The 22,364-nt window shown below is 67.5% G+C and carries 15 protein-coding genes; 6 read left to right on the forward strand and 9 right to left on the reverse strand.

The window, feature by feature from the left end; genetic code table 11:
- Positions 1–36 precede the first annotated feature (36 nt).
- Positions 37–810, reverse strand: coding sequence for an SDR family oxidoreductase (locus tag ACZK08_RS16190; RefSeq protein ID WP_053520099.1), 774 nt, complete (start codon positions 808–810; stop codon positions 37–39).
- A gap of 117 nt (positions 811–927) precedes the next feature.
- On the opposite strand from ACZK08_RS16190, the gene ACZK08_RS16195 reads away from it, so the two are divergent.
- Positions 928–1,833, forward strand: coding sequence for a LysR family transcriptional regulator (locus ACZK08_RS16195; protein ID WP_065181716.1), 906 nt, complete (start codon positions 928–930; stop codon positions 1,831–1,833).
- 174 nt (positions 1,834–2,007) lie between these two features.
- On the opposite strand, the gene ACZK08_RS16200 is transcribed toward ACZK08_RS16195, so the two are convergent.
- Positions 2,008–5,169 (reverse strand): efflux RND transporter permease subunit, encoded by a 3,162-nt coding sequence (locus ACZK08_RS16200; RefSeq protein ID WP_065181717.1) that lies wholly within the window; start codon positions 5,167–5,169, stop codon positions 2,008–2,010.
- Positions 5,170–5,173: 4 nt separating this feature from the next.
- Positions 5,174–6,304 carry an efflux RND transporter periplasmic adaptor subunit gene (locus ACZK08_RS16205; protein ID WP_065181718.1) on the reverse strand — a complete coding sequence of 377 codons (1,131 nt, stop codon included), beginning with the start codon at positions 6,302–6,304 and terminating at the stop codon, positions 5,174–5,176.
- Between the two features lie 114 nt (positions 6,305–6,418).
- Here ACZK08_RS16205 and ACZK08_RS16210 point away from each other — a divergent pair, with 114 nt between their 5' ends.
- From ACZK08_RS16210 to ACZK08_RS16220, 3 genes are all read left to right on the forward strand, one after another.
- Positions 6,419–7,096 (forward strand): TetR/AcrR family transcriptional regulator, encoded by a 678-nt coding sequence (locus ACZK08_RS16210; protein WP_065175109.1) that lies wholly within the window; start codon positions 6,419–6,421, stop codon positions 7,094–7,096.
- Positions 7,097–7,236: 140 nt separating this feature from the next.
- Positions 7,237–7,884: a protein-L-isoaspartate O-methyltransferase family protein gene (locus tag ACZK08_RS16215; protein WP_053520104.1), complete on the forward strand. Its 648-nt coding sequence runs from the start codon at positions 7,237–7,239 to the stop codon at positions 7,882–7,884.
- A 16-nt stretch (positions 7,885–7,900) separates the two neighbouring features.
- Complete coding sequence (locus ACZK08_RS16220) at positions 7,901–9,259, forward strand: TolC family outer membrane protein (protein ID WP_065175111.1); 1,359 nt, start codon at positions 7,901–7,903, stop codon at positions 9,257–9,259.
- A gap of 69 nt (positions 9,260–9,328) precedes the next feature.
- Here ACZK08_RS16220 and ACZK08_RS16225 read toward each other — a convergent pair whose 3' ends face one another.
- Complete coding sequence (locus ACZK08_RS16225) at positions 9,329–10,528, reverse strand: amino acid transporter (protein WP_065181719.1); 1,200 nt, start codon at positions 10,526–10,528, stop codon at positions 9,329–9,331.
- Positions 10,529–10,742: 214 nt separating this feature from the next.
- Positions 10,743–12,041, reverse strand: coding sequence for a lipid IV(A) 3-deoxy-D-manno-octulosonic acid transferase (gene waaA / locus ACZK08_RS16230; protein WP_065181720.1), 1,299 nt, complete (start codon positions 12,039–12,041; stop codon positions 10,743–10,745).
- 60 nt (positions 12,042–12,101) lie between these two features.
- Between waaA and ACZK08_RS16235 the strand changes: the two genes are divergently transcribed.
- Positions 12,102–13,019 carry an LpxL/LpxP family Kdo(2)-lipid IV(A) lauroyl/palmitoleoyl acyltransferase gene (locus ACZK08_RS16235; RefSeq protein WP_053517401.1) on the forward strand — a complete coding sequence of 306 codons (918 nt, stop codon included), beginning with the start codon at positions 12,102–12,104 and terminating at the stop codon, positions 13,017–13,019.
- 27 nt (positions 13,020–13,046) lie between these two features.
- Here ACZK08_RS16235 and ACZK08_RS16240 read toward each other — a convergent pair whose 3' ends face one another.
- The 4 genes from ACZK08_RS16240 to ACZK08_RS16255 form a co-directional block, all read right to left on the reverse strand.
- Entirely contained in the window at positions 13,047–14,390 is a 1,344-nt protein-coding gene (locus tag ACZK08_RS16240; protein WP_065181721.1) for an O-antigen ligase family protein, read from the reverse strand.
- Positions 14,371–15,486, reverse strand: coding sequence for a glycosyltransferase (locus ACZK08_RS16245; RefSeq protein WP_478452271.1), 1,116 nt, complete (start codon positions 15,484–15,486; stop codon positions 14,371–14,373). The genes ACZK08_RS16240 and ACZK08_RS16245 overlap by 20 nt, the downstream gene beginning before the upstream one ends.
- Positions 15,487–15,499: 13 nt before the next feature.
- Positions 15,500–15,697, reverse strand: a complete 198-nt coding sequence (locus tag ACZK08_RS16250; RefSeq protein ID WP_053517405.1) for a zinc-finger domain-containing protein — start codon at positions 15,695–15,697, stop codon at positions 15,500–15,502.
- Positions 15,698–15,817: 120 nt separating this feature from the next.
- Positions 15,818–18,559: a TonB-dependent receptor plug domain-containing protein gene (locus ACZK08_RS16255; protein ID WP_081284377.1), complete on the reverse strand. Its 2,742-nt coding sequence runs from the start codon at positions 18,557–18,559 to the stop codon at positions 15,818–15,820.
- A gap of 459 nt (positions 18,560–19,018) precedes the next feature.
- On the opposite strand from ACZK08_RS16255, the gene ACZK08_RS16260 reads away from it, so the two are divergent.
- On the forward strand, positions 19,019–22,363 hold the full coding sequence (locus ACZK08_RS16260; protein WP_065181723.1) for a GH92 family glycosyl hydrolase: 3,345 nt from the start codon (positions 19,019–19,021) through the stop codon (positions 22,361–22,363).
- The last annotated feature ends 1 nt before the right edge of the window (position 22,364 follow it).

A 22,364-nucleotide genomic window follows, 5' to 3' on the forward strand; every position in this document is an offset into this window, starting at 1 on the left:
GTGCAGTGCGGTGGAGCCGCGCCCGGCGTGGCCCGGTTATTTGGTCGTGTAGCCACCGTTGACCAGCACCGTCTGCCCGGTCATCCACCAGCCGTCGGTAACCAGGAAACGGATCCACGGCACGATATCGGCAATGTCGGTCAGACCGGTGCGGGTGAACGCGGACAGCGCCGCCGCGGTCTTGTGATACGCCTGCGCATCGGCACTCTCGGCAGGATAGAAGAACGGCGTGTCCATCGGCCCGGGACCGATCGCGGTCACCGAGATGCCCCGCTCGCCGAACTCCTTCGATGCCGCGCGGGTGAAGTGCTCCACCGGCGCCTTGGTACCTGCATAGCTGGAGTAGAACGGCGTGTAGGCGCCCAGCAGCGACGTCACCAGGGTGCAGATGCGGCCACCATCATTGACGTGACGGCCGGCCTCCTTGAGGAAGAAGAACGCCGCCTTGGCATTCACCGCGCTCATCTCGTCGTACTCCGCTTCGCTGATCTCCAGCAGCGGCTTCTTCAGGACCTTGCCGACGGTATTGATGGCGACATCGGGACGGCCGACGGCTGCGACAGCGTCGGCGAACAGGCGCTCCATGGCGGCAGCGGAGGTCAGGTCGCCCTGCAGGGCCACGGCCTTGCTGCCCGCAGCCTGGACCGCCGCGACGGTCGCTTCGGCGTCGGCCTGGCTGGCGTCGCTGTTGTAATGGATGACGATGGCCCCGGCGCCGTGGGCGGCGAAATCGCGGGCGAGCAGGCCACCGAGGTTCTTGGCACCGCCTGCGATCAGCACGGTCTTGCCCTTGAGGGAGTGGTCGGTCATGGCTTCGGTCTCGGAGTGGGGCTGTCCGGGATGGCAACCCTGCCCCAATGACGATATCGTGCGGAAAATGCGGATAAAGCCCGCAACATTTACTTAACTTTCCAGATCGAGCGAACAATGGATCGGATCGACCGCTTCCGCATCTTCAGCCGGGTGGTGGAGTGCGCCAGCTTCACCCGCGCCGCCGACCAGCTCGGACTGCCCCGTTCCACGGTATCGGCGGCGGTCGCCGAACTGGAGCAGCGGCTGGGTACGCGCCTGTTGCAACGCTCGACGCGACGCGTCTCCACCACCCACGATGGCGATGTGTTCCACGCCCGCTGCCTGCGCCTGATCGCCGAGGTCGAAGATGCCGAATCGCTGTTCCGCCAGGAGGACGCGCAGCCGGTCGGCCTGCTGAGGATCGACGTACCCAGCCGCATCGGCAGGCGCATCGTGGCGCCGGCGCTGCCTGACTTCTTCGCCCGTTACCCGCAGGTGGAGGTGGATCTGGGCATGACCGACCGCGCAGTGAACCTGATCGAGGAAGGCTGCGATGCGGTGTTGAGGGTCGGCCAGCTGGGCGATTCCAGCCTGGTTTCGCGCACGCTGGGCACGCTGGACTTCGTCAACGTGGCCGCGCCGTCCTACCTGCGCGCGTACGGCGTCCCGCAGCAACCGACGGACCTGCAGCAGCACCGGGCGGTGAACTACGCCTCGCCGACGACCGCGCGGGTGGAACCGTGGGAATGGCAGGACGGAACCCAGCTGCGCACGCTGCCCATGCAGGGTTGGGTGCGGGTGAACAGCGCCGAAGCCTCGATCGCCTGCTGCGTGGCCGGACTGGGACTGCTGCAGATTCCGCGCTATGACGTGCAGGACGAGCTGCAGTCCGGCACGTTGGTGGAAGTGATGCCACGGCACGTCGCACAACCGTTGCCGGTGACCCTGCTGCAACCGCATCGGCAGCATCGGGCACAGCGCGTGCACCTATTCCTGGAGTGGCTGGTGCCACTGCTGCGGAGCGGCCTGCAACTGCAGTAGATCCACGCCATGCGTGGATGCTTCTGTAGAGTCGAGCCATGCTCGACTCATCCCATCATCGCGCAAAGAGCAGCCGAGCATGGCTCGGCTCTACAGAAAGCAGATCCCGCGAGCAGAGCCGTGCCAACCAGGGTTGGCACCTGCCAGAGGCGGTGGTCCTGGAACCCGGGGGCATTACGCCCCGGATTCATCCGGCTTCACCCGGAACCACGCCGCATACAGCGCCGGCAGGAACACCAGGGTCAGCACGGTACCCACGATCAACCCGCCCATGATCGAAATCGCCATCGAGCCATAGAACGCGCTGCGCGACAGCGGAATCATCGCCAGCACCGCCGCCAGGGCGGTCAGCACGATCGGGCGGAAACGCCGTACCGTCGCGTCGATGATCGCATGCCAGCGATCATGCCCGGCATCGATGTCCTGCTGGATCTGGTCGATCAGGATCACCGAGTTGCGCATGATCATGCCGGCCAGCGCGATCGTGCCCAGCAGCGCCACGAACCCGAACGGTGCACGGAACAGCAGCAGGAACAAGGTCGCGCCGATGATGCCCAGCGGTGCCGTCACCAGCACCATCGCGGCACGCGAGAAGCTGCGCAGCTGCAGCATCAGCAGCGTTGCGACCACGATCAGGAACAACGGCATGCCTGCCTTGATCGAGTCCTGGCCACGTGCCGAATCCTCCACCGTTCCGCCGGTTTCCAGCAGGTAACCGCTCGGCAGTGCAGCGCGGATGCCATCCAGCGTCGGCAGGATCTGCTGCACCACGTCCAGCGCCTGGCTGCCGTCGCTGATATCGGCACGCACGGTCACGGTCGGCAGGCGGTTGCGATGCCAGATGATGCCGTCCTCGAACACGTACTCCAGGCGCGCCACCTGCGAGAGCGTCACCGACGTGCCATTGGCTGTGGGAATGGCCAGGCTGCCCAGCATGCCCAGCTGCACGCGCTCGTTCTCCGGACCCCGCAGCAGCATCTCGATCAGGCGGTTGCCCTCGCGATAGGTGCTCACGCTCATGCCCGACAGCGAAGTGCCCAGCAGCTGGCTCACCTGCGCACTGCTCACGCCCAGCGCGCGCGCACGGTCCTGGTCCAGCACCAGCCGCACGACCTTGCTCGGCTCGCTCCAGTCCAGGTTCACGTTCATCACATGCGGGTTCTCCCGCACCTTGTCCTGCACCTGGCGTGCGATCGCCTGCACCTGCTCGATGTGCTCGCCGGAGATCCGCAGCTGCACCGGGTAGCCCACCGGCGGACCGTTCTCCAGCCGCGTCACGCGCATCTGCACATCCGGGAACTGCGGGATCACGTCCTTCAGCAGCCAGTCGCGCGTGGCCTCGCGCGCCTTGGCGTCTTCGGTGAGCACCACGAACTGCGAGAAGTTGGTCGCCGGCAGCTGCTGGTCCAGCGGCAGGTAGAAGCGCGGCGAACCGGTACCCACATAGGCCACATAGTTGGCGATGCCCTCACGGCCCTTCAGCAGCTTTTCCAGCTTGCTGGCCTGCGCCTGCGTGGCCTGCAGCGACGCGCCTTCAGCCAGTTCGATATCCACCATCAGTTCCGGGCGGGTCGAATCCGGGAAGAACTGCTGCGGCACGAAGCGGAACATCAGCAACGAGAACACGAACAGGGCCACCGTTGCTGCGATCACCCACCAGCGGTGGCGCAGGCACATGTCCAGGAAACGGCGGAAACGCGTGTAGAACGGCCGCTGGTACGGATCGTGGTCGTGTGCATGCTCCTTCGGTGCGACCCAGCGCAGCAGCGCCGGATGGCGATCGGCCCAGGCCAGGCGCTTCGCACGCCAGCGACCGGCCAGGCTGTCCGGCTTGGGCAGCTGCGGATTGAACAGATCCGGCAGCATCTTGTCACCCAGGTAAGGAATGAACAGCACCGCCGCAATCCATGACACCACCAGTGCGATGGTCACCACCTGGAACAACGAACGGGTGTACTCACCGGTGCTTGACGCCGCCGTGGCGATCGGCAGGAAACCTGCCGCCGTGATCAGCGTACCGGTCAGCATCGGGAACGCCGTGGATTCCCAGGCGAAGCTGGCCGCGCGCAGGCGGTCGTAGCCCTGTTCCATCTTGGTGGCCATCATCTCCACCGCGATGATCGCATCGTCCACCAGCAGGCCCAGCGCCAGCACCAGCGCGCCCAGCGAGATCTTGTGCAGGCCGATATCGAAGTAATGCATGACGAAGAAGGTCATCGCCAGCACCAGCGGAATGGTCACGCCCACCACCAGGCCCGTACGCAGGCCCAGCGAGAAGAAGCTCACCAGCAGCACGATCACCACCGCTTCGGTCAGCACCTGCACGAACTCACCCACCGACTCTTCCACCGCATGCGGCTGGTCGGAGACCTTGCGCAGGTGCATGCCCGCCGGCAGCGTCTTCTGCAGGCGCTCGAACTCGGCATCCAGCGTGGAGCCCAGCTTCAGGATGTCGCCACCGTCCTTCATCGCGACCGCAATGCCGATCGCATCCTCACCCATGAAGCGCATCTTCGGCGACGCCGGATCGGCGAAGCCGCGCTTGATCTCGGCGATATCGCCCAGGTGCACCGTGCGGTCGCCGGCCTGGATCGGGAAGCGACGGATGTCATCGATGCTCTGGAACTGGCCGGTCACGCGCAGCTGCACGCGATCGGTCGGAGTCTCGAAGAAGCTGGTGGCGCCGATCGCGTTCTGGTCGGCCAGCGCCTGCTGCACCTGCTGCAGCGACACGCCCAGCGTGGCCAGCTTGGTGTTGGACAGCTCGATCCAGACCTTCTCGTCCTGCAGGCCCTGCAGCTCGATCTTGCCCACGTCCGGCACCCGCTGCAGTTCCAGCTGGATGCGATCGGCGTAGTCACGCATCACGGCGTAGTCGAAGCCCTGCCCGGTCAGCGCGTAGATGTTGCCGAAGGTGTCGCCGAACTCATCGTTGAAGAACGGACCGACGATTTCGCGCGGCAGGTTCGGCTTGATGTCGCCCACGCGTTTGCGCACCTGGTACCACAGGTCCGGAATGGCCTTGGAGCGCAGGCTGTCCTTGGCCGCGAAGATCACCTGCGACTCGCCCGGGCGCGAGTAGGAGCGGATGAACTCGTACTGCCCGGTGTTGAGCAGCGCCTTCTCGATCGGCTCGGTCACCTGGCGCGAGACCTGCTCGGCGGTCGCGCCCGGCCACATCGTGCGTACCACCATCACCTTGAAGGTGAACGGCGGATCCTCGGACTGGCCCAGATGCTTGTACGACCAGGCGCCGATGAGGGCGAAGGCGAGCATGGCGAACAGCACCAGCGCGCGGTTGCCCAGCGCCCATTCGGATAGATTGAAACGGCGCACAGGCTTACTCCTTCGCCTTCGGTGCGGCAGCCGGCGCTGCGGGCTTCAGCACCGGGCGGTTCTGCCGGTCCACCGCGACGACCTGCTGGCCGGATCGCAGCAGATGGCCGCCCGCAGCCACCACCCAGTCGTCGGCGTCCACGCCGGACAGCACCGGCACGGCGTCGATGCCATAGGCGCCCGTGCTGACGGTGACCGATTTCAACGTGCTGCTGGCCGGGTCCACCACCCACACACTGGTTGCGCCACCTGCACCGCGCTGGAGAGCGGCCATCGGCAGCTGCAGGGTGCCGTGGCGGCCGGCGCTGCTGAACACGCGCGCGCTCTGCCCCAGCTCGACATCGGCCAGTGCATCGGCGGGCAGGCTGACCCGGGTTGCGTAGGTCCGCGCCTGCGGATCGGCGGCGGCGGCGATCTCGCGGATCGTGCCGGGCAGGCGCTGCCCCGGGCGGTTCCACAACTCCACTTCCACCGGCTGGCCTACCGCGTAGTCGCGGATGGTGGCTTCCGGCAGGTCGATCAGCACTTCGCGGCCACCGTCTGCGGCCAGGTTGAAGATGGTCTGGCCCGCGGCCACCACCTGCCCGGCTTCCGCCTCACGGCTGGCGATCACACCATCGGCCGGCGCACGCAGCTGGGCGTAGCCGGCCTGGTTGCGCAGCACGTCCAGGTTGGCCCGGGCCGCGTTGGCCTGGCCCTGCGCGGCCTTGAACGCGGCAGACTGCTGATCCAGCTGCGAGCGGCTGACCAGCTGCTGGTCGGCCAGCACCTGGTAGCGCTTGAGATCGTCGCGGGCGCGTACCAGATCGGCTTCGGCCGCGGCCAGCTGCGCCTGCGAGGCGCGCGCCTGCAGGGCGAAGTCGGCGACATCCAGCTCGGCCAGCACCTCCCCCTTCTTCACCCGTTGGCCGGCGTCCACATGGCGCTTGACCAGGTTGCCGCCGACGCGGAACGACAGCGGGCTCTCCTGGCGTGCCCGGACCGTACCGGGAAACGCCGCCGGCGCCTGCCCGACCTGCTCGCCGGGATGCACCACCAGCACCGGCACGGCCGCCGGTGGCGCCTGCTCCTGTCCCGAACAGGCTGCCAGCGCAGCCACCCACACGATACCGCCCATCCAGCGCACGATCTTCATCGGTCAACGTCCTGACAACACTGAGTTCAGCAGGGGAGCCGCAACGTCCGGCCCAATTTAGTAAACTGGCCGGTATAGTATAAATATCGAACCGCTTGGTCTAGTATTACCGCAATGAGTTCTTCCACTTCCCGCAAGCCGTCGGCCAAGCCTGCTGCCAAGGCCGCCGGACCCGGGCGTCCCAAGGATCTTGGCAAGCGCGCGGCGATCCTCGAGGCGGCCAAGACCCTGTTCATCGAACAGGGCTATACCGGTGTGAGCATGGACAGCATCGCTGCCCAGGCGGGCGTGTCGAAGCTGACGGTGTACAGCCATTTCGGCGACAAGGAGACCCTGTTCTCCGAGGCCGTGCAGTCCAAATGCATCGAGATGCTGCCGGATGCGCTGTTCGTGGCCGACGCCGAAGGGCCACTGCGCGACCAGCTGATCGGGATCGGCCTGGCCTTCTTCAAGCTGATCACCTCCGACGCGGCGATCTCGATCCAACGTGTGATGATGGCCCCGGAGACCGACGAACGCCTGCGTGAGCTGTTCTGGCAGGCCGGGCCCGAGCGCACCTGCGAGGCGCTGGCCGACTTCCTGCGCTCGCGCAGCGAGCGGGGCGAGCTGCAGATTCCCGACCATCACCTGGCCGGGCAGCAGTTCCTGACCCTGGTCAAGGGTGAAGTGCACATGCATATGATGTGCGGCATGCCACTGTCATCGGTGGAGATCGATCCTGTCACCCACGTGGCGGCCAGCGTCGACTTCTTCCTGCGCGCCTATGCGCCCGGAGGAGCCGGAACCGGCTGAAACGGCAAAGCTGAACGAACCGGTGGTCGCGATGACTTCCGGCACTGCGACCCCGGCCCCCCGGCAGCGGATGCTCTGGGCGCGCCGCCGGCCTCCGGCACCGGTAAAATGGCCGGCCCACTGCGCTGGATTTGAACCTCATGACGATTGATTACGCCCACGCCCGCGAACTGATGGTGGAACAGCAGATCCGTCCCTGGGACGTGCTGGACATCAAGGTGCTCGACGTCCTGGCCCGCCTGCCGCGCGAGGCCTTTGTCGCCGACGCGCACCGGGCACTGGCCTACGCCGATGTTGAACTGCCGATCGGCAATGGCCAGAAGATGATGAAGCCCGTCATCGAGGGCCGTACCCTGCAGGCGCTGGACCTGCAACCGGGTGACGAAGTGCTGGAGATCGGCACGGGCAGCGGCTTCCTGGCCGCCTGCATCGGCGCGCTGGCGCGCGACGTGCTGAGCCTGGAGATCGATCCGGAACTGGCGACCGCCGCGCGTGCGCGACTGGATGCCTCCGGCCTGGGTACCAACGTCCGTGTGGAAGTGGCTGACGCGCTGGCGTGGCAGACCGAACGTCGCTTTGACGTGATCTGTGTCACTGGTGCTGTCAACGTGGTGCCGTCACAGTTCGCCTCGTGGCTGCGTCCGGGTGGTCGCCTGTTCGTGATCCAGGGCCGTTCGCCGGCGATGGAAGCGCTTCTGATCAAGGCCGATGGCAGCACCGAATCCCTGTTCGAGACCGATATCGATTACCTGCGCGGTGCCGCCCCGGCACCCCAGTTCCACCTCTGAGTCCAAGGAAGCCGCAATGATCCGCCGATCCCTCGCTGTTGCGCTGGCCACTGCCCTGCTGCCGTTGTCTGCCCATGCCGCTGACCTGTTGCAGGTCTACGAGATGGCGCGCAACGGCGATCCGCAGCTGTCGGCCGCCGAATCCACCCGGCTGTACGACAAGGAAGGCGCCGTGCAGGCGCGCGCTGCCCTGCTTCCGCAGATCAACGGCCAGGCCACGCTGAACCGCACACGCAGCGAAGCCAACGCCGATGCCAATACCGGCACGGTCAGCAGCAAGCGCCGCAACTACACGATCGACGGTTCGCAGACCCTGTTCAACTGGACGCAGATCAACAACCTGCGCTCGCAGCGCGAACTGAGCAAGGCGGCTGACTTCACCCTGGATTCGGCCAACGACAGCCTGATCGTCCGCACCTCGGCGGCCTACTTCAACGTGCTGGTGGCGATCGAATCGCTGAATGCCGCACAGACCAACGAAGCGGCCGCGAAGAAGCAGTTCGACTTCGCCGACAAGCGCCTGGAAGTGGGCCTGGCGCCGATCACCGACGTGCACGAAGCGCGCGCGCAGTATGACCAGGCGCGCGCCAACACCATCGTCGCGCAGAACACCCTGGCCGATAACTACCAGGCGCTGACCGAACTCACCGGCCAGCCGGTGCTGAACCTCAAGGGGCTGCCGGCCGACTTCCGTCCCGAAGTGCCGGCCAACCGCGGCAACATCGATGAACTGGTGCAGCAGGCAACCAGCCAGAACCCCTCGCTGAAGGCACAGGAGCTGAAGGTCAGCGCGGCCGAGGCCGGCGTGCAGGCCGCCCGTGGCGCCCACTACCCGACGCTGTCGCTGGGCGGCAGCTGGGGCAAGACCGCGACCTGGGGCGACAGCACCGGTTCGGGTTCGCTGTCCCCGGATGCGCGCACCAACAGCATCGGCCTGACCCTCAGCGTGCCGATCTTCGCCGGCGGCGCCACCCAGTCCGGCGTGCGCCAGGCGCTGGCCCAGCGTGACATCGCCCAGGATGGCTACGAGCAGCAAAAGCGCGCGCTGGATCGCAACACCCGCAATGCCTACCAGACCCTGGTGCAGGGCATCAGCGAGGTGGAGGCACGCCGCCTGGCCGTCGTCTCGGCACAGAGCGCGTACGACGCCTCGCAGGTCGGCCTGGAAGTGGGTACCCGTACCGTGCTGGACGTGATCCAGAACCAGCGCATCCTGTTCTCGGCACAGCTGGACTACGCGCAGGCCCGCTACACCTTCCTGCAGAACCGCCTGCTGCTGAGCCAGTCGCTGGGCGCGTTGGACGTGGCCGAACTGCAGGACATCAATCGCCTGCTGACCCAGGACGCGGGCAATCCCGCCACGACCACGCAGTAAGTCGTCACCCGCTTTGACGGAAAGCCACCCGGCCGGGTGGCTTTTCTGTTTGTGCCGCGGCGATGTGATCTAGCGCAGGAGCGGCAGCAGGCACAACGCTGCTGCCGCCATGCCCAGCACGGCGTCGGCAGGCGAGCGCGTCACCTCGCTGCGCCGCTGAAGTCCTCCCAGGCACACGGCGGCCACCACCAGCAGTCCCACCGGCCCCGGCATCGCCGGCAAGACGCCGGCCGGCAGCCACAGCGCCAGCAGGGTCGCCAACAGGATGATCGCCACGGTCGCCACGCACGCCGCCGGTGGGTCGCCCTCGTTTCCAAGCGGCCACAGCGGCAGCGCCAGCCGCGTCGCCAGCATCAGCAGCACCAGTTGCAGCGCCGCCAACCCTGCATAGCCTGCCAGCGGCAGCCACGGCAACATCCAGGACAACTGGCGATGGCTTCGCAGCGCAACCGTCAAGGGCCGGCTGCTGGCCAGCGCTGGATAGTCGACCAGGCCCGCCTGCAGTGCGGCCAGTGCGATCAGCATCAGCGTCGCCGCGACGAGCACCATGAGCATCGTCAGTGGGCGTCGCGCCAGCCCGCCAACAGGCACCCCGGGAACGCCCAGTGCCAGGCCGGCGCTGGCAAAGATGCCCAGCAGCGGCACAGCCGCAGCGAGCACGCCTCCCAGGCCGAAGCGATACGGTGCAGTGGCGGGGGGAACCCATGGGATCCAGTGCGCGTAGTGCACATACCGGGCCGCCAGCGCCAGCAGCAGCACGCCGATGCCGATCTTCACGGTCAACAGCGCGCACACCAGCAGCACCGTCCGCGCCGGTCGCATCAGCGCGGTGGCTCCCAATAGCAGCAGGCCTGCAGCGGCTGTCACCTGCACCGGCAGCGTACCGGCGCTGGATGCGCTCGCCGCCGCCAGTGCCGCATGCAGATGGCCAGCCCCGGACTGCGCAGCACCCGCCAGCGTCGCCGTGCACTCCAGCAACAACGCCAGGCACAGTACGCGGGCAATCGACCGCCCCCAGCCGGCCACCAGCAGGCCATGCAGGCCATGCAGGCCATCGGCCGTATCCGCCTGCGTCACCACCCTGTACAGGCGTGCCAGCACCAGCGCCGCACCGAGGGCTGCGAGCAGCAGACTGAGAACGACGGCCGGCCCCGCCTGCGCCGCCGTGTACTGACCGACCCGTGCGATGACACTGCCACCGAGCAGCAACGTCATCAGGATCACGCCCAGATGATCCATTCCAAGCCGATGGCCATCGCTGCCGCTCATCTCAAGCTCCCTTGATGCCGTCCAAGCACGGTCGACATCAGGCTGGCAGCCTGTGCGGGCAATCGATATCAGATTTGCATCTGCATGCCGCGAGGTGTGATCCGAGGCACGTTGCGGCGTCGGCGACCGGTCCTGCCACGACAGAACGATGGCCGTCAAGCAGGCTTAATCCAGTTGATCGCGACAGTACGGCGGCGAGCGCGCCGCGTGCGGCTCAGCCGCGGGGCGGTGGCAGGTGCGGGGCCACCAGCGCCAGCGTCCGCTGCAGCGCGCCGCGCCCATTGCTGACCAGCGTGCATCCAGCGTGCGCCATGTCCTCGCGGGCCTGCGGATCCTCCAGCAGGTGCTGCAGCAGACCGCCGACCGCCTGCACGTCTTCGCCGATCAACAGCGCACCGGCCTCGCGCATGCGCCGCGAGATCTCCGAGAAATTGTGCAGGTGCGGACCGGTCACCGCGGCAGTGCCCATCGCCGCCGGCTCCAGCAGGTTGTGGCCACCGATCGGCTGCAGGCTGCCGCCGACGAAGGCGACCTGCGCACAGCCATAGAACGGCATCAGTTCGCCGAGGGTGTCGATGATGAAGGCATCGGTATCGGCGGACGGCCACTGCTGCGCACGGCGGGTCGCCACGCTCCAGCCCTGCTCGCGCGCCAGCGCCTCCACCTTCGGGAAGCGCTCGGGATGCCGGGGTGCCCACAGCAGCAGCAGGTCCGGATGGTGCTGGCGCAGGCGCCGGTGCAGTTCGATCACCGCCTGCTCTTCGCCATCATGGGTACTGGCCGCGATCCAGACCGGTCGCGTGTCAGGCACCCGTGCGTGGAACTGTTCGATGAAGGCCTGCACGTCCGGCGTGGCGATGTCGAATTTGAGGTTGCCCAGTGCCTGCACCTGGTCAGGCGCCGCCCCCAGCTGCACGAAGCGCTCTGCGTCGTCCTGCGACTGGGCTGCCACGCACGTCACCGTGCGCAGCGCGCGGCGGATCAGCGCGGCCAGCAGCCGGTAGCCACGCAGCGAGCGGGCCGACAGGCGGGCATTGAGGATGTAGACCGGAATGTCGCGGTCACGGCAGCCGAACAGCATGTTCGGCCACAGCTCGGTTTCCAGGATCAGCGCCAGGCTGGGCTGGAAGTGGCCGAGGAAACGGTTGACGCTGCCGGGCACGTCATACGGCAGGTAGACGTGGTCCAGCGCATCGCCCCACAGCGCGCGCACGCGCTCGGAGCCGGTGGGGGTGATGGTGGTGATGACCCAGCGGATATCCGGGCGCTGCTGGCGCAGGGCGTTGACCAGCGGCGCGGCGGCGTTGACCTCGCCCACCGAGACCGCATGCAGCCAGACCCGTGGCTGGCCGCTGGGCTGGGGATAGGAGGCGTAGCGCTCGTCCCAGCGGCGGAAATACTCACGGACCCGGAAGCCGCGCCAGACCAGGTGGTACACGGTGATCGGCAGCAGGATGTAGAGCACGACCGAATACAGGCCGCGCAGGATCCATTCGACAGGGTCTTTGCGCATGCGGCAAGGATACGGGACACCCCCGGGAAAGACACGCAGCCGGATTGCTAGAATGGCGCCATGTCCGATGCCTCCACTGCCGTCCGCCCGTCACTGCGCGATCCCCGCAACTGGCCGATGTTCGCCGCCATGTACGGCGCTTTCGCCATCGCCCGCCTGCCGTGGATGCTGCAGCGCGCCCTCGGTCGCGGGGTGGGGTCGATCGCCTGGCGCCTGGCCGGAAGCCGTCGCCGTGCAGCCGAGGTCAATCTCGCACTGTGTTTCCCGGAAAAGGACGATGCCTGGCGCAAGCGGTTGGTTCGCGACAGCTTCGATGCCCTGGGCGTGGGCGTGTTCGAGTGCATCCGTGCCTGGTGGGGCAGCATCGACAGCATCCGCCCGCAGGTGCAGATCGAAGGGCTGGAGCACCTGCGGCAGATGCAGGCCGAGGGTCGCGGCGTGCTGCTGGTGTCCGGGCACTTCATGACCCTGGAGATGTGCGGCCGCCTGCTGTGCGACTACGTCGACCTGTCCGGCATGTACCGCAAACACAAGAATCCGGTGTACGAGTGGGCGGTGAAGTTCGGCCGCCTGCGCTATGCCAAGGCGATGTTCGCCAACGAGGACATCCGCGCCACCGTGCGCCACCTGAAGAAGGGCGGCTTCCTCTGGTATGCCCCCGACCAGGACATGCGTGGCAAGGACACCGTGTTCGTTCCGTTCTTCGGCCACACCGCCGCCACCATCACCGCCACCCACCAGCTGGCGCGGATGACCGGTTGCGCGGTCATTCCGTACTTCCACCGCCGCGAAGGCGGGAAGTACTTCCTGAAGATCGGCGCGCCGCTGGAGAACTTCCCGAGCGAGGATGTGGAAGCCGATACCGCGCGCGTCAACCAGGCGATCGAGGAGATGGTGCGCGAAGCCCCTGACCAGTACCTGTGGATCCATCGCCGCTTCAAGCGCCAGCCCGGCGGGCGCAGCGACTTCTACAAGTAGACCCAGGCACGCCTCGATCCGCCCGGATTACCTGCCCGTTTCCATCGCGCGTGGTGAGTCATCCGCGTCACGCGCCAGCAGGCTGCCGGCGAACAGCGCCGCCAGCAGCACGGTCAGCCCACCCCAGAACGCAGAGTAGAACGCCAGGTGGGTGTTGAGCGGGAACACGGTGACTGCCAGCGCCAACATCGCCGGCCGCGCCCGCTCGCGGGCCGCGGTCGGTGCGAAGCGCCACGCCCGCCAGGCCTGTGCCACGGCGGCCAGCCACAACAGCAGGCCCAGCACGCCGGTCTCGGCCACGATCTCCAGCACGATCTGGTGCGCGTGCAGGGCCGGTTCCGCGCCCCACACCGCGGTTCCCTCCCCTGCGACGCAGGCGGGATACGCATCGCGGAAGCCACGCGCGCCGACACCGTTGATCGGATGTGCTTCGATCATGCAGGCCGCTGCGCTCCAGATCCGCGCACGCCCGGACAACGCCTGGTCGACGCCCGTCTCGTCCCCCTCCCAGGCCATCGTCGTGCGCAGCACGCGCTCGCGCAGCTGCGGCACGCTGGCAACCAGGACCCCGGCCCCCAGGACCCCGACCATCGCCAACAGCGCCAGCCGCTTCCAGCCGAACTGGCGCATGCCGCTGTAGGCCAGCACGAGCGCGAAGGTGATCCACGAGGCGCGTGAGCCGGCCAGCAGCAACACACTGCCGAGGGCCGCAGCGGCCAGCAGCCAGCCGGCAGCACCGAAGCGGCGCGCCAGCGGCAGCAGCAGGAACGGCGACAGGCTGGCCAGCACCTGGCCGAATTTCAGGTTGCACGGGCCCAGTACGCCACTGAGCCGGTCGGCCAACGCCGCTTCATCGGCCGGGCACAGCGCACGCCCGCTGATTGCCAGTTTGAGCTGCTCCAGCGACCAGAACCATGGGCTGGTGCCGGCCACCGCCTGTACCAGCGCATCCAGCGTCCAGGCGCCGGTGATCAGCGCCAGTCCACCCAGGGTGAGTCTGCGCCGCTCCGGCGTGGCCACTGCGATCGCTACCAGCCACATGAAGGGCAGGTAGCGCAGGCCTGCTGCCGCCTTGGTCCACGAGGCCGACGGGTCGATCGCATCGAATGCGGAAAATGCCTGCGGCAACCAGTAGCCGAGGAACAGGATCGAGGTCAGCGCCCAGGCCGCCGGGCTCAGCAGATGCGGCCGGCGCTGCAGGCGGCGGATGACCATGCGCACTGCGGCATAGATTGCACCCAGGCCCAGGACGGTCTCGGCGATGCCTGGCAGCGGCCACAACGCCACGTAGGCAAGCACCCACCAGGGCGCCCAGCGCCCGGCGCGTTCATCGCGCAGGACGGCTGCGGTGTCAGCCTGCGAGGTCGGCATAGAGACGGAGGGTATCGCGCTGCATGGCCTGCAGGGTAAACGGGATACGGCCCGGCAACGATAGCGGCTGCGCCAGAAGGGCCAGCGCACGTTCACCCAGTGCCTGCGCATCTCCCAGCGGCACCGCACCGGTGGGCTGGAGCTGCTGCAGCAGTTCGCCCACCCCACCGTGGTTCCAGCCGAGCACCGGTCGGCCCACCGACAGTGCTTCCACCACGGTACGGCCGAAGGCTTCGGGCTTGTCGGACAGCTGCAGCACCAGATCGCTGGCGGCATAGGCCTGGGCAATGCGGGCGGTCGGCGTGCTGATGTGGACCGCGTCTGCGATGCCGAGCGTGGCGGCCTGGCGGCGCAGGTCGGCCACATAGGCTTCGCGCCCCGGCTCGTCGGTGCCCAGCATCCACAGCTGCGCCGGCACGCCGGCAGCGCGGACGTCGGCCAGCAGCTGCAGCGCGTGCGCGTGCCCCTTCAGGCGCGTGCCACGGCCCGGCAGCAGCAGCAGCGGCCCGTCCACCCCGGCCAGCCACGGGTAGTCCGCCACCAGCGACAGGCGCGGCCGGCGATCACCGCGCGCCACCCGCGGGAACTGACTGACATCGACACCACGCGGGATCACCCGCAGGTGGTCCTCCGGCACGGTCGGATAGTGGCGCTGCACGTATTCGCGCACGCTGTTGGAGACACAGATCACCCGCTCGCCGCTGGTCATCACCGCGCTGTAGCGGCTGGGCGAGTTCAGCCCGTGCACGGTGGTTACCCAGTGCGGCCGCTGCGCCTGCGGCATCGCCCGGATCGCATACAGCCCCAGCCACGCGGGCAGGCGCGAGCGGGCGTGCACGATATCGGCGCCGACCTCGGCGAACAGGCGACGCAGGGTCGGCAGATGACGCAGGGTCAGCAGCGACTTGCGGCCGATATCGAGGGTGAGATGCTCGGCACCGCTGGCCAGCAGCGGTTCAACGAGGCGGCCACCGGCAGACACCACCAGCGCGCGATGGCCGGCTGCCACCAGTGCCGACGCGATTTCCAGGGTCGAGCGCTCGACGCCGCCGGAGTGCAGCGCCGGCAGCAACTGCACCACGGTCAGTCGACGCATCGGTGAAGGCCGTTCAGTCAGCCAGTACGAACACGGAACCGCAGTACGGGCACTGCGCTTCACCGTTGGGTTCGTCTTCGATCGCCAGGTAGACCCGCGGATGCGAGTTCCACAGCGCCATCTCCGGGGTCGGGCAGCTCAGCGGCAGGTCGCTGCGGTGCACGGTGTAGCGCTTCTCGGCGTTGGCGGGCGCGGTGGCGGTATGGCTCATGGCGGATGTCGATGAACGGATTGCGAGGCCTGCGATTCTAGCACCTGGGGCGGCGACCCGGCCGCCCCTGTCCTTTCCTGGCCCCCGCCCCCTGACAGCCGGGACCTGCCAGCGCCCGGCCTACTGGAAGTCCAGCGACAGCTCCAGGAAGGCCGAGCGGCCATAGGCGTTGTAGATGCCCTGGTCGTAGTACGGCCAGTTGCCGTTGCTGCGGTCGATCGGCGGCATCTCGTCGGTCAGGTTGTTGACCGTCAGCAGCAGGCTGGCCAGGTCATTGATGCGGTAGCCGACCGTGGCGTTCCAGGTGGTCCATGGCCCGATGTTGCGCTGCTCGCCACGGCTGTCCCAGGTGGGCGCGTTGCGCACGCCGAACGCACTGGCGCTGAACGGCCCGCGCTTCCAGTTCACGCCCAGCGTGGCCCGGTACTGCAGTTCATTGGAATTGCCGCAGCACAACTGGTCGTAGACCGGGTCGCCTTCCTTGTCCTGGGTGGTGTGCTTGAGCGGGCGGTAGTAGCCCGCGTTGACCGTGAAATCTCCCACCGAGGAGGTACCCCAGCGATAGTCCAGCGCTGCCTGCACACCGGTCTGGCGTTGGCTGGCGATGTTGATCGGGTAGGAGAACACCTTGTCCACACCGTTGGGGTTGAGCGGATCGGTAGCCGGCTTGCGCTGCACCTGGCCCAGGACCTGCTGGCAGGTGGGCGAGGTGATGTCGAAGCGGGTCTGCCCGTTCTCCGATACGCCCAGCCGGCAGTTGGCCTCGGTGTCGAGGATGCTGTCGGTACCGAGGATGCGCACTTCGTTCTCGATCACCACCGAGTTGTAGTCCACCGACAACGTCAGCGCGTTGTCCAGTGTCGACCACACCGCACCATAGGTGAACGTGCGTGCAGTGATGTCCTTCAGATCGCGGTTGCCGGTACTGGAAGACAGCACCGCCAACCCGGACTGCTCGCAGTCATCGAAGTTGTCGGAGGTGTAACCGGCCTGCCGGCACTGGTAGAGGTCGGTGTTGGTGGTATAGCCGCTGCTCTCGCGGGAAAACAGGTAGAACATGTCCGGCGAACGGAACGCAGTGGCGTAGCTGCCACGCAGCAGCAGCGATTCGATCGGCCGGTACTCCAGGCCAAGCTTCCAGGTCGCCTTGCCGTTGCCGCCACCGCCCTGCAGGGCGTACTTGTCGTAGCGGCCGGACAGATTGGCGCTGAAGGTATCGATGATCGGCACCTGCAGTTCCGCACCCAGCGCGTACAGGTCCCGCTGGCCCTGCGCCGAGGTGCCGGCGGTCTGCCCGCGGAACAGCACACCGGCATCGGGATCGGCCGACTGGTTGAAGAACTTCTCGCGCTGGCCCTGGGCGATCAGCGCGAAACCGACGTCGCCGGCCGGCAGGGTGAACAGCGAACGATGGGTCAGCAGTGCCGTCACTGCTGTGCGCGACGCGCTGGATGCAGCACGGTTGAGGCCGCTGAAGCTGTCGTACTGGTCGCGGGTGATCGGCTGGTACAGGCGCGACAGGTCCGGGGCGTAGACCTCGTAGCCATCCTGCATGCCCAGCATCGGCCCCAGGTAGTAATCGTCCACGCCGTTCCGGGCGAGGAAGTCGGTGGATTTGCGGGTGACATCGGTGCTGGAACGGTTGACGTAAACGTCGTAGTCGAAGCTGCCCAGCACGCCACGCACGCCGGCGGTGACGTTCAGCGATCGCGTGTAGACGCGCTGGTCCTTGGCATCCAGGCCGACTTCCTCGGGCGCGTAGATGCGCTGCCACTGCTCGTACTGGCCGCTGGTGCGGTTGTAGAAGGTCTTGTTCCAGAACGGGCTGCCACCGCTGTAGGTCGGCCGGCTGAAGCCGAACAGGATGTCCGAGTACAACTCGGTATCCGGGCTGAGGTGATAACGCAGGAAGGTGGTCGCGTTGACGTCCTGGCTGGCGTTGTACAGCGACGCGGTGCCGACGTTGTCGGGGGTGCCGCAGTAGTAGCCACCGCCGGAAATGTCGCGGTGCGCGTACACGGTGCTGCCACCGAACAGATTCGACAGCGGCGCGCAGGTGGCCGCGCCCGGGTCGATGTAGGCGTTGGGCCCCTGGCGCATACGCAGGAAGCTGCGCGACGGATCCTGCGGCCCGGTCGGGTTGTCGTTGACGCTGTCGATGCGGCTGCGGTCGAAGGCGTAGATCGCCTTCTGGTTGATGTATTCCAGCCCGTAGCTGATATCGAGGTTGCCGAAGGTCTGTCCACTGCTGGCGCTGAAGCGCTGGCTGGAACCGCCGCCCTGGCTGTAACCACCGACGCGGTAGCGCAGATGGGTGCCTTCCACGCGGTCTTTCAGCACGATGTTGACTACGCCGGCCACGGCCGACGAGCCATACACCGAGGACTGGCCACCGGTGAGCACATCGATGCGTTCGACCATGCCCAGCGGGATGTTGGCAATGTCGGCGATGCTGGTGTTGCCGTTGTAGGCCAGCGGATAGCTGTTGATCGGCCGCCCGTTGATGAGGGTAAGGGTGTAGCTGGGGTCCAGACCGAACAGGCTGATGGTCTTGGCACCCGGAGTGTAGAAGCCGGTTCCCTGGGAATCCTGCACCGACCCATTGGAGACCGGCAGCGAGCGCAGCGCATCGAACACCGTGGTGAAACCCTGCGCCTGGATCTGCTCGGCGGTGATGGTCGTCACCGGTGAGGGGCCTTCCACCTGCGCGCGCGGAATGAGCGACCCGGTCACCGTGACCGCATCCAGGTCGCGCGTACGCGGCGGATCGGCGCCCTCCCCTGCGTTGGAGGACTGGGCCTGCACGGCCAGCGGCGACAGCAGCAGCGAAGACATCAACAACGACAGCAACCTCGGTTTCATCAAGCGCTCTCCAGAGACGGATGACGGTCCTGCCGGTGGGGGACGGACGGGAGGGTCGTGGATGGACGGTGGTGACGGGCAGCAGCAGCAAGCGCAGGCCGCCCGCCCGGATCAGGGCATGCAGGGTGTTCCGGGACAGATGTAAGGGTTGGGATCGGGACGGGAAGGACGCCGCCTTCCCCGGGCCTGGACCCCGGCCACTTTTAAATCGATCCAATCCCCTCTGTCAATAATTTGAAATGAAACGTTTTTCCCGGATTTGGATCGAACTAATTGCACTTGTCAGGGGGCAACGCACTGAGGCAGGATCGGGACCACTCCGACGACCCGATCGCATGGCCCGCCCCCACCGGACCGGCATCGCTCCTTTCCACCGCCCCTGGGCGGCGGGCGCGATGCTGGCCGTGGTACGTGCCGATGCGGGTCCTGCCTGCCGCCTGCCCTTCCGGGAGACCCTGCATGACCCTGTCCGATCCGCGCCGCGCCCTGCTTCCGCTCGCCCTGGCCCTGGCCTGCGCCACGCCCGCCCTGCCCGCAGTGGCACAGGGCCTGCAGACCTCGTTCGAGGCAGGTGAGCCCGCACCGGCCAAGGCCGGCGGCGCGCTGCAGGTGCAGATCGGCACCGGTCCGGCGGCGCCGTATGCGGCCAAGCGCAACGCGGGCTACAGCGGCCTGCGCGCGCTGCACTATCAGGCCGACGGTGGCGCGGCGCGGCGCGACCTGTTCAGCACGGACCTGACCATCGACGCCGACACCACCCTGTCCTGGCTGGTGCTGCCGGAGATCGTCGACAAGGACACGGTGGCCTCCACCTACGTCTCGCTGGACCTGCGCCTGGACGATGGCAGCCGCGTATCGGCCAGCTCCGCGCGTGATCAGCACGGCATCGCCGTGGGCGCGCGTGCGCAGGGCGATTCGAAAACGCTGTATCCGCAGCAGTGGGCGCGCAAGGCCGTACGCCTGGGCGATGTGCCTGCGCTGCGCGGCCGCCGGGTGGTCGCCATCGAGCTGGAAGTGGCCAGCGCCGACGGTGCGCCGGTGTCCGGCTGGATCGATGACGTGCGCCTGGATGCACAGCCGCGGCAGGTGCCGCAGCGGGTCTCGGACTGGGTGCTGACCACCCGCGGTACGCAGGCCAACGGCACCTTCTCGCGCGGCAACAATTTCCCGGCCACGGCGGTGCCGCACGGCTTCAACTTCTGGACCCCGGTGACCGATGCCGGTGCACTGAACTGGCTGTACCGCTGGAACGAGCAGAACGATGCGAACAACCGCCCGCAGCTGCAGGCGCTCGCGCTGAGTCACCAGCCCAGTCCCTGGATGGGCGACCGCCAGACCTTCCAGGTGATGCCATCGGCCAGCCGCGGTGTGCCCGAGGCCGACCGCAGCAAGCGGGCACTGTCCTTCGACCGCACGCACGAGAACGCGCGCCCCTACCGCTACGACGTGCGCTTCGACAACGGCATCGCCGCCTCCATCGCGCCGACGGACCACGCCGCGGTCTTCCGCTTCGATTTCCCTGCGGAAGGTGATGCCAACCTGCTGTTCGACAATGTGGACGCACGCGGCGGGCTGACACTGGATGCGGCCACGCAGACACTGTCCGGCTACACCGACACGCGCAGCGGCCTGTCCAACGGTGCCGGCCGCATGTTCGTGGTGGCCCGCTTCGACCGGCCCTGGCGCAGCAGCGGACGCATCGACAGCGGCCGCCCGACCGGCTACATCAAGTTCGATGCCGGCAGCGATCGCCGCGTCACCATGCGCATTGCCACCTCGCTGATCTCGCTCGAACAGGCGCGGCACAACCTTGCTCTGGAGATTTCCGCCACGGATACGCTGGAAAGCGTGGCCGGCCGCGCCCAGGATGCCTGGGATGCGCGCCTGGCCCGCTTCGATATCGGCGATGCCACGGACGACCAGAAGACCACGCTGTACTCCAGCCTCTACCGGTTGTACCTGTATCCCAACTCCGGCCACGAAAACGTCGGCAGCGCTGCCGCCCCCGAGTGGCGTTACGCCAACCAGGCCAGCGCCAGCGAGAACAACACCGATGGCAGTGACAGCCGCACCTTCAGTGGCGTGCGCGATGGCCGGGTGTTCGTCAACAATGGCTTCTGGGATACGTTCCGCACGACGTGGCCGGCGTACGCACTGTTCACACCGGAGGACGCCGGCCAGCTCGTGCAGGGTTTCATCGAGCAGTACCGCGCGGGCGGCTGGATCGCCCGCTGGTCATCGCCGGGCTACGCGGACCTGATGGTCGGCACCAGTTCCGACGTGGCCTTCGCCGACGCATGGCTGAAGGGCGTCGGCGGTTTCGATCCCGCCGAGGCCTATGCCGCGGCGCTGAAGAATGCCACCGTGGTACCGCCCGATCGCCATGTAGGGCGCAAGGGCATGGACCGCTCGACGTTCCGCGGCTATGCCAGTGCCGACGTGCATGAAGGCATGTCATGGACGATGGAAGGCGCGCTGAACGACTTCGGCATCGCCAACATGGCCGAGGCACTGGCCAAGCGCGCGACCACCGCCGCGCAGCGCGAGCGCTACAGCACCGAAGCCGACTACTTCCGCTACCGCGCTGCCGGCTACGCGACCCTGTTCGACCCTGCCGCCGGCTTCTTCCAGGGCCGCAAGGCCGACGGCAGCTGGCGCGTGGACGCCAAGGACTACGATCCGCGCGTGTGGGGCCACGACTACACCGAATCCAACGGCTGGACGTTCGCCTTCACCGCCGCGCACGATGGCGAGGGCCTGGCCGCGCTGTACGGTGGCCGCGACAGGCTGGCCGCCAAGCTCGATGCCTTCTTTGCCACGCCGGAGACCGCCGATGCCTCGTTTGCAGGCTCCTACGGCGGCATCATCCATGAGATGACCGAAGCGCGCGACGTGCGCATGGGCATGTACGCGCACAGCAACCAGCCGGCGCACCATATCCCGTGGATGTATATGTACGCCGGGCAGCCCTGGAAGACCCAGCAGCACGTGCGCGAGATCCTGTCGCGGCTGTACGTGGGCAGCGAGATCGGCCAGGGCTATCCGGGCGATGAGGACAATGGCGAGACCTCCGCATGGTACGTGCTGGCTTCGCTGGGCCTGTATCCACTGCGGATGGGCGCGCCGGAATACGTGATCGGCTCCCCGGCATTCAGGCACGCCCGGGTGGAACTGCAGGGTGGCGCGGTGCTGACCGTCAACGCGCCGCAGAACTCCGCGGAGAACGTCTACGTCCAGTCGCTGAAGATCAACGGCACGCCATGGACCCGGACCTGGGTACCGCACGAGGTGATCGCCAAGGGCGCGACGCTGGACTTCGAGATGGGCCCGCAGCCTTCGCGCTGGGGCACAGGCGCCGACGACGTGCCCCGTTCGCTGACCGCACCGGGCCAGCGACCGCAGATGCTGCACGATCTGCTGGGCAGCAGCACGCGCGCTGCGCTGGCCGATGGCCGCGCCGTGCCCGCGCTGTTGGACGACGATGCGACCACGGCCGTTCCGCTGGGCGCGGGTGCCACCCTCATGCTGAGCGCCGTGGGTGATGGCGCGCCGACGATGTATACGCTGACCAGCGGCGAAGGGCCGATCCGGGGGGCCGGATGGACCCTGGAAGCCCGTAACGGCGACGACCGCTGGACCACGCTGGACCAGCGGCGTGGCGAAGACTTCAGTGCTGCGCGGCAGACCCGTCCGTTCCGCATCACCTCGCCCTCACGCTATGCCGAGTACCGCCTGCGCGTAACTGCGCCGGGACGCCTGCAGCTGGCTGAGATCGAACTGTTGTCCCCCTCCACTGTACGGTGAC

It is taken from the genome of Stenotrophomonas sp. 112478_Sma (assembly GCF_056479905.1).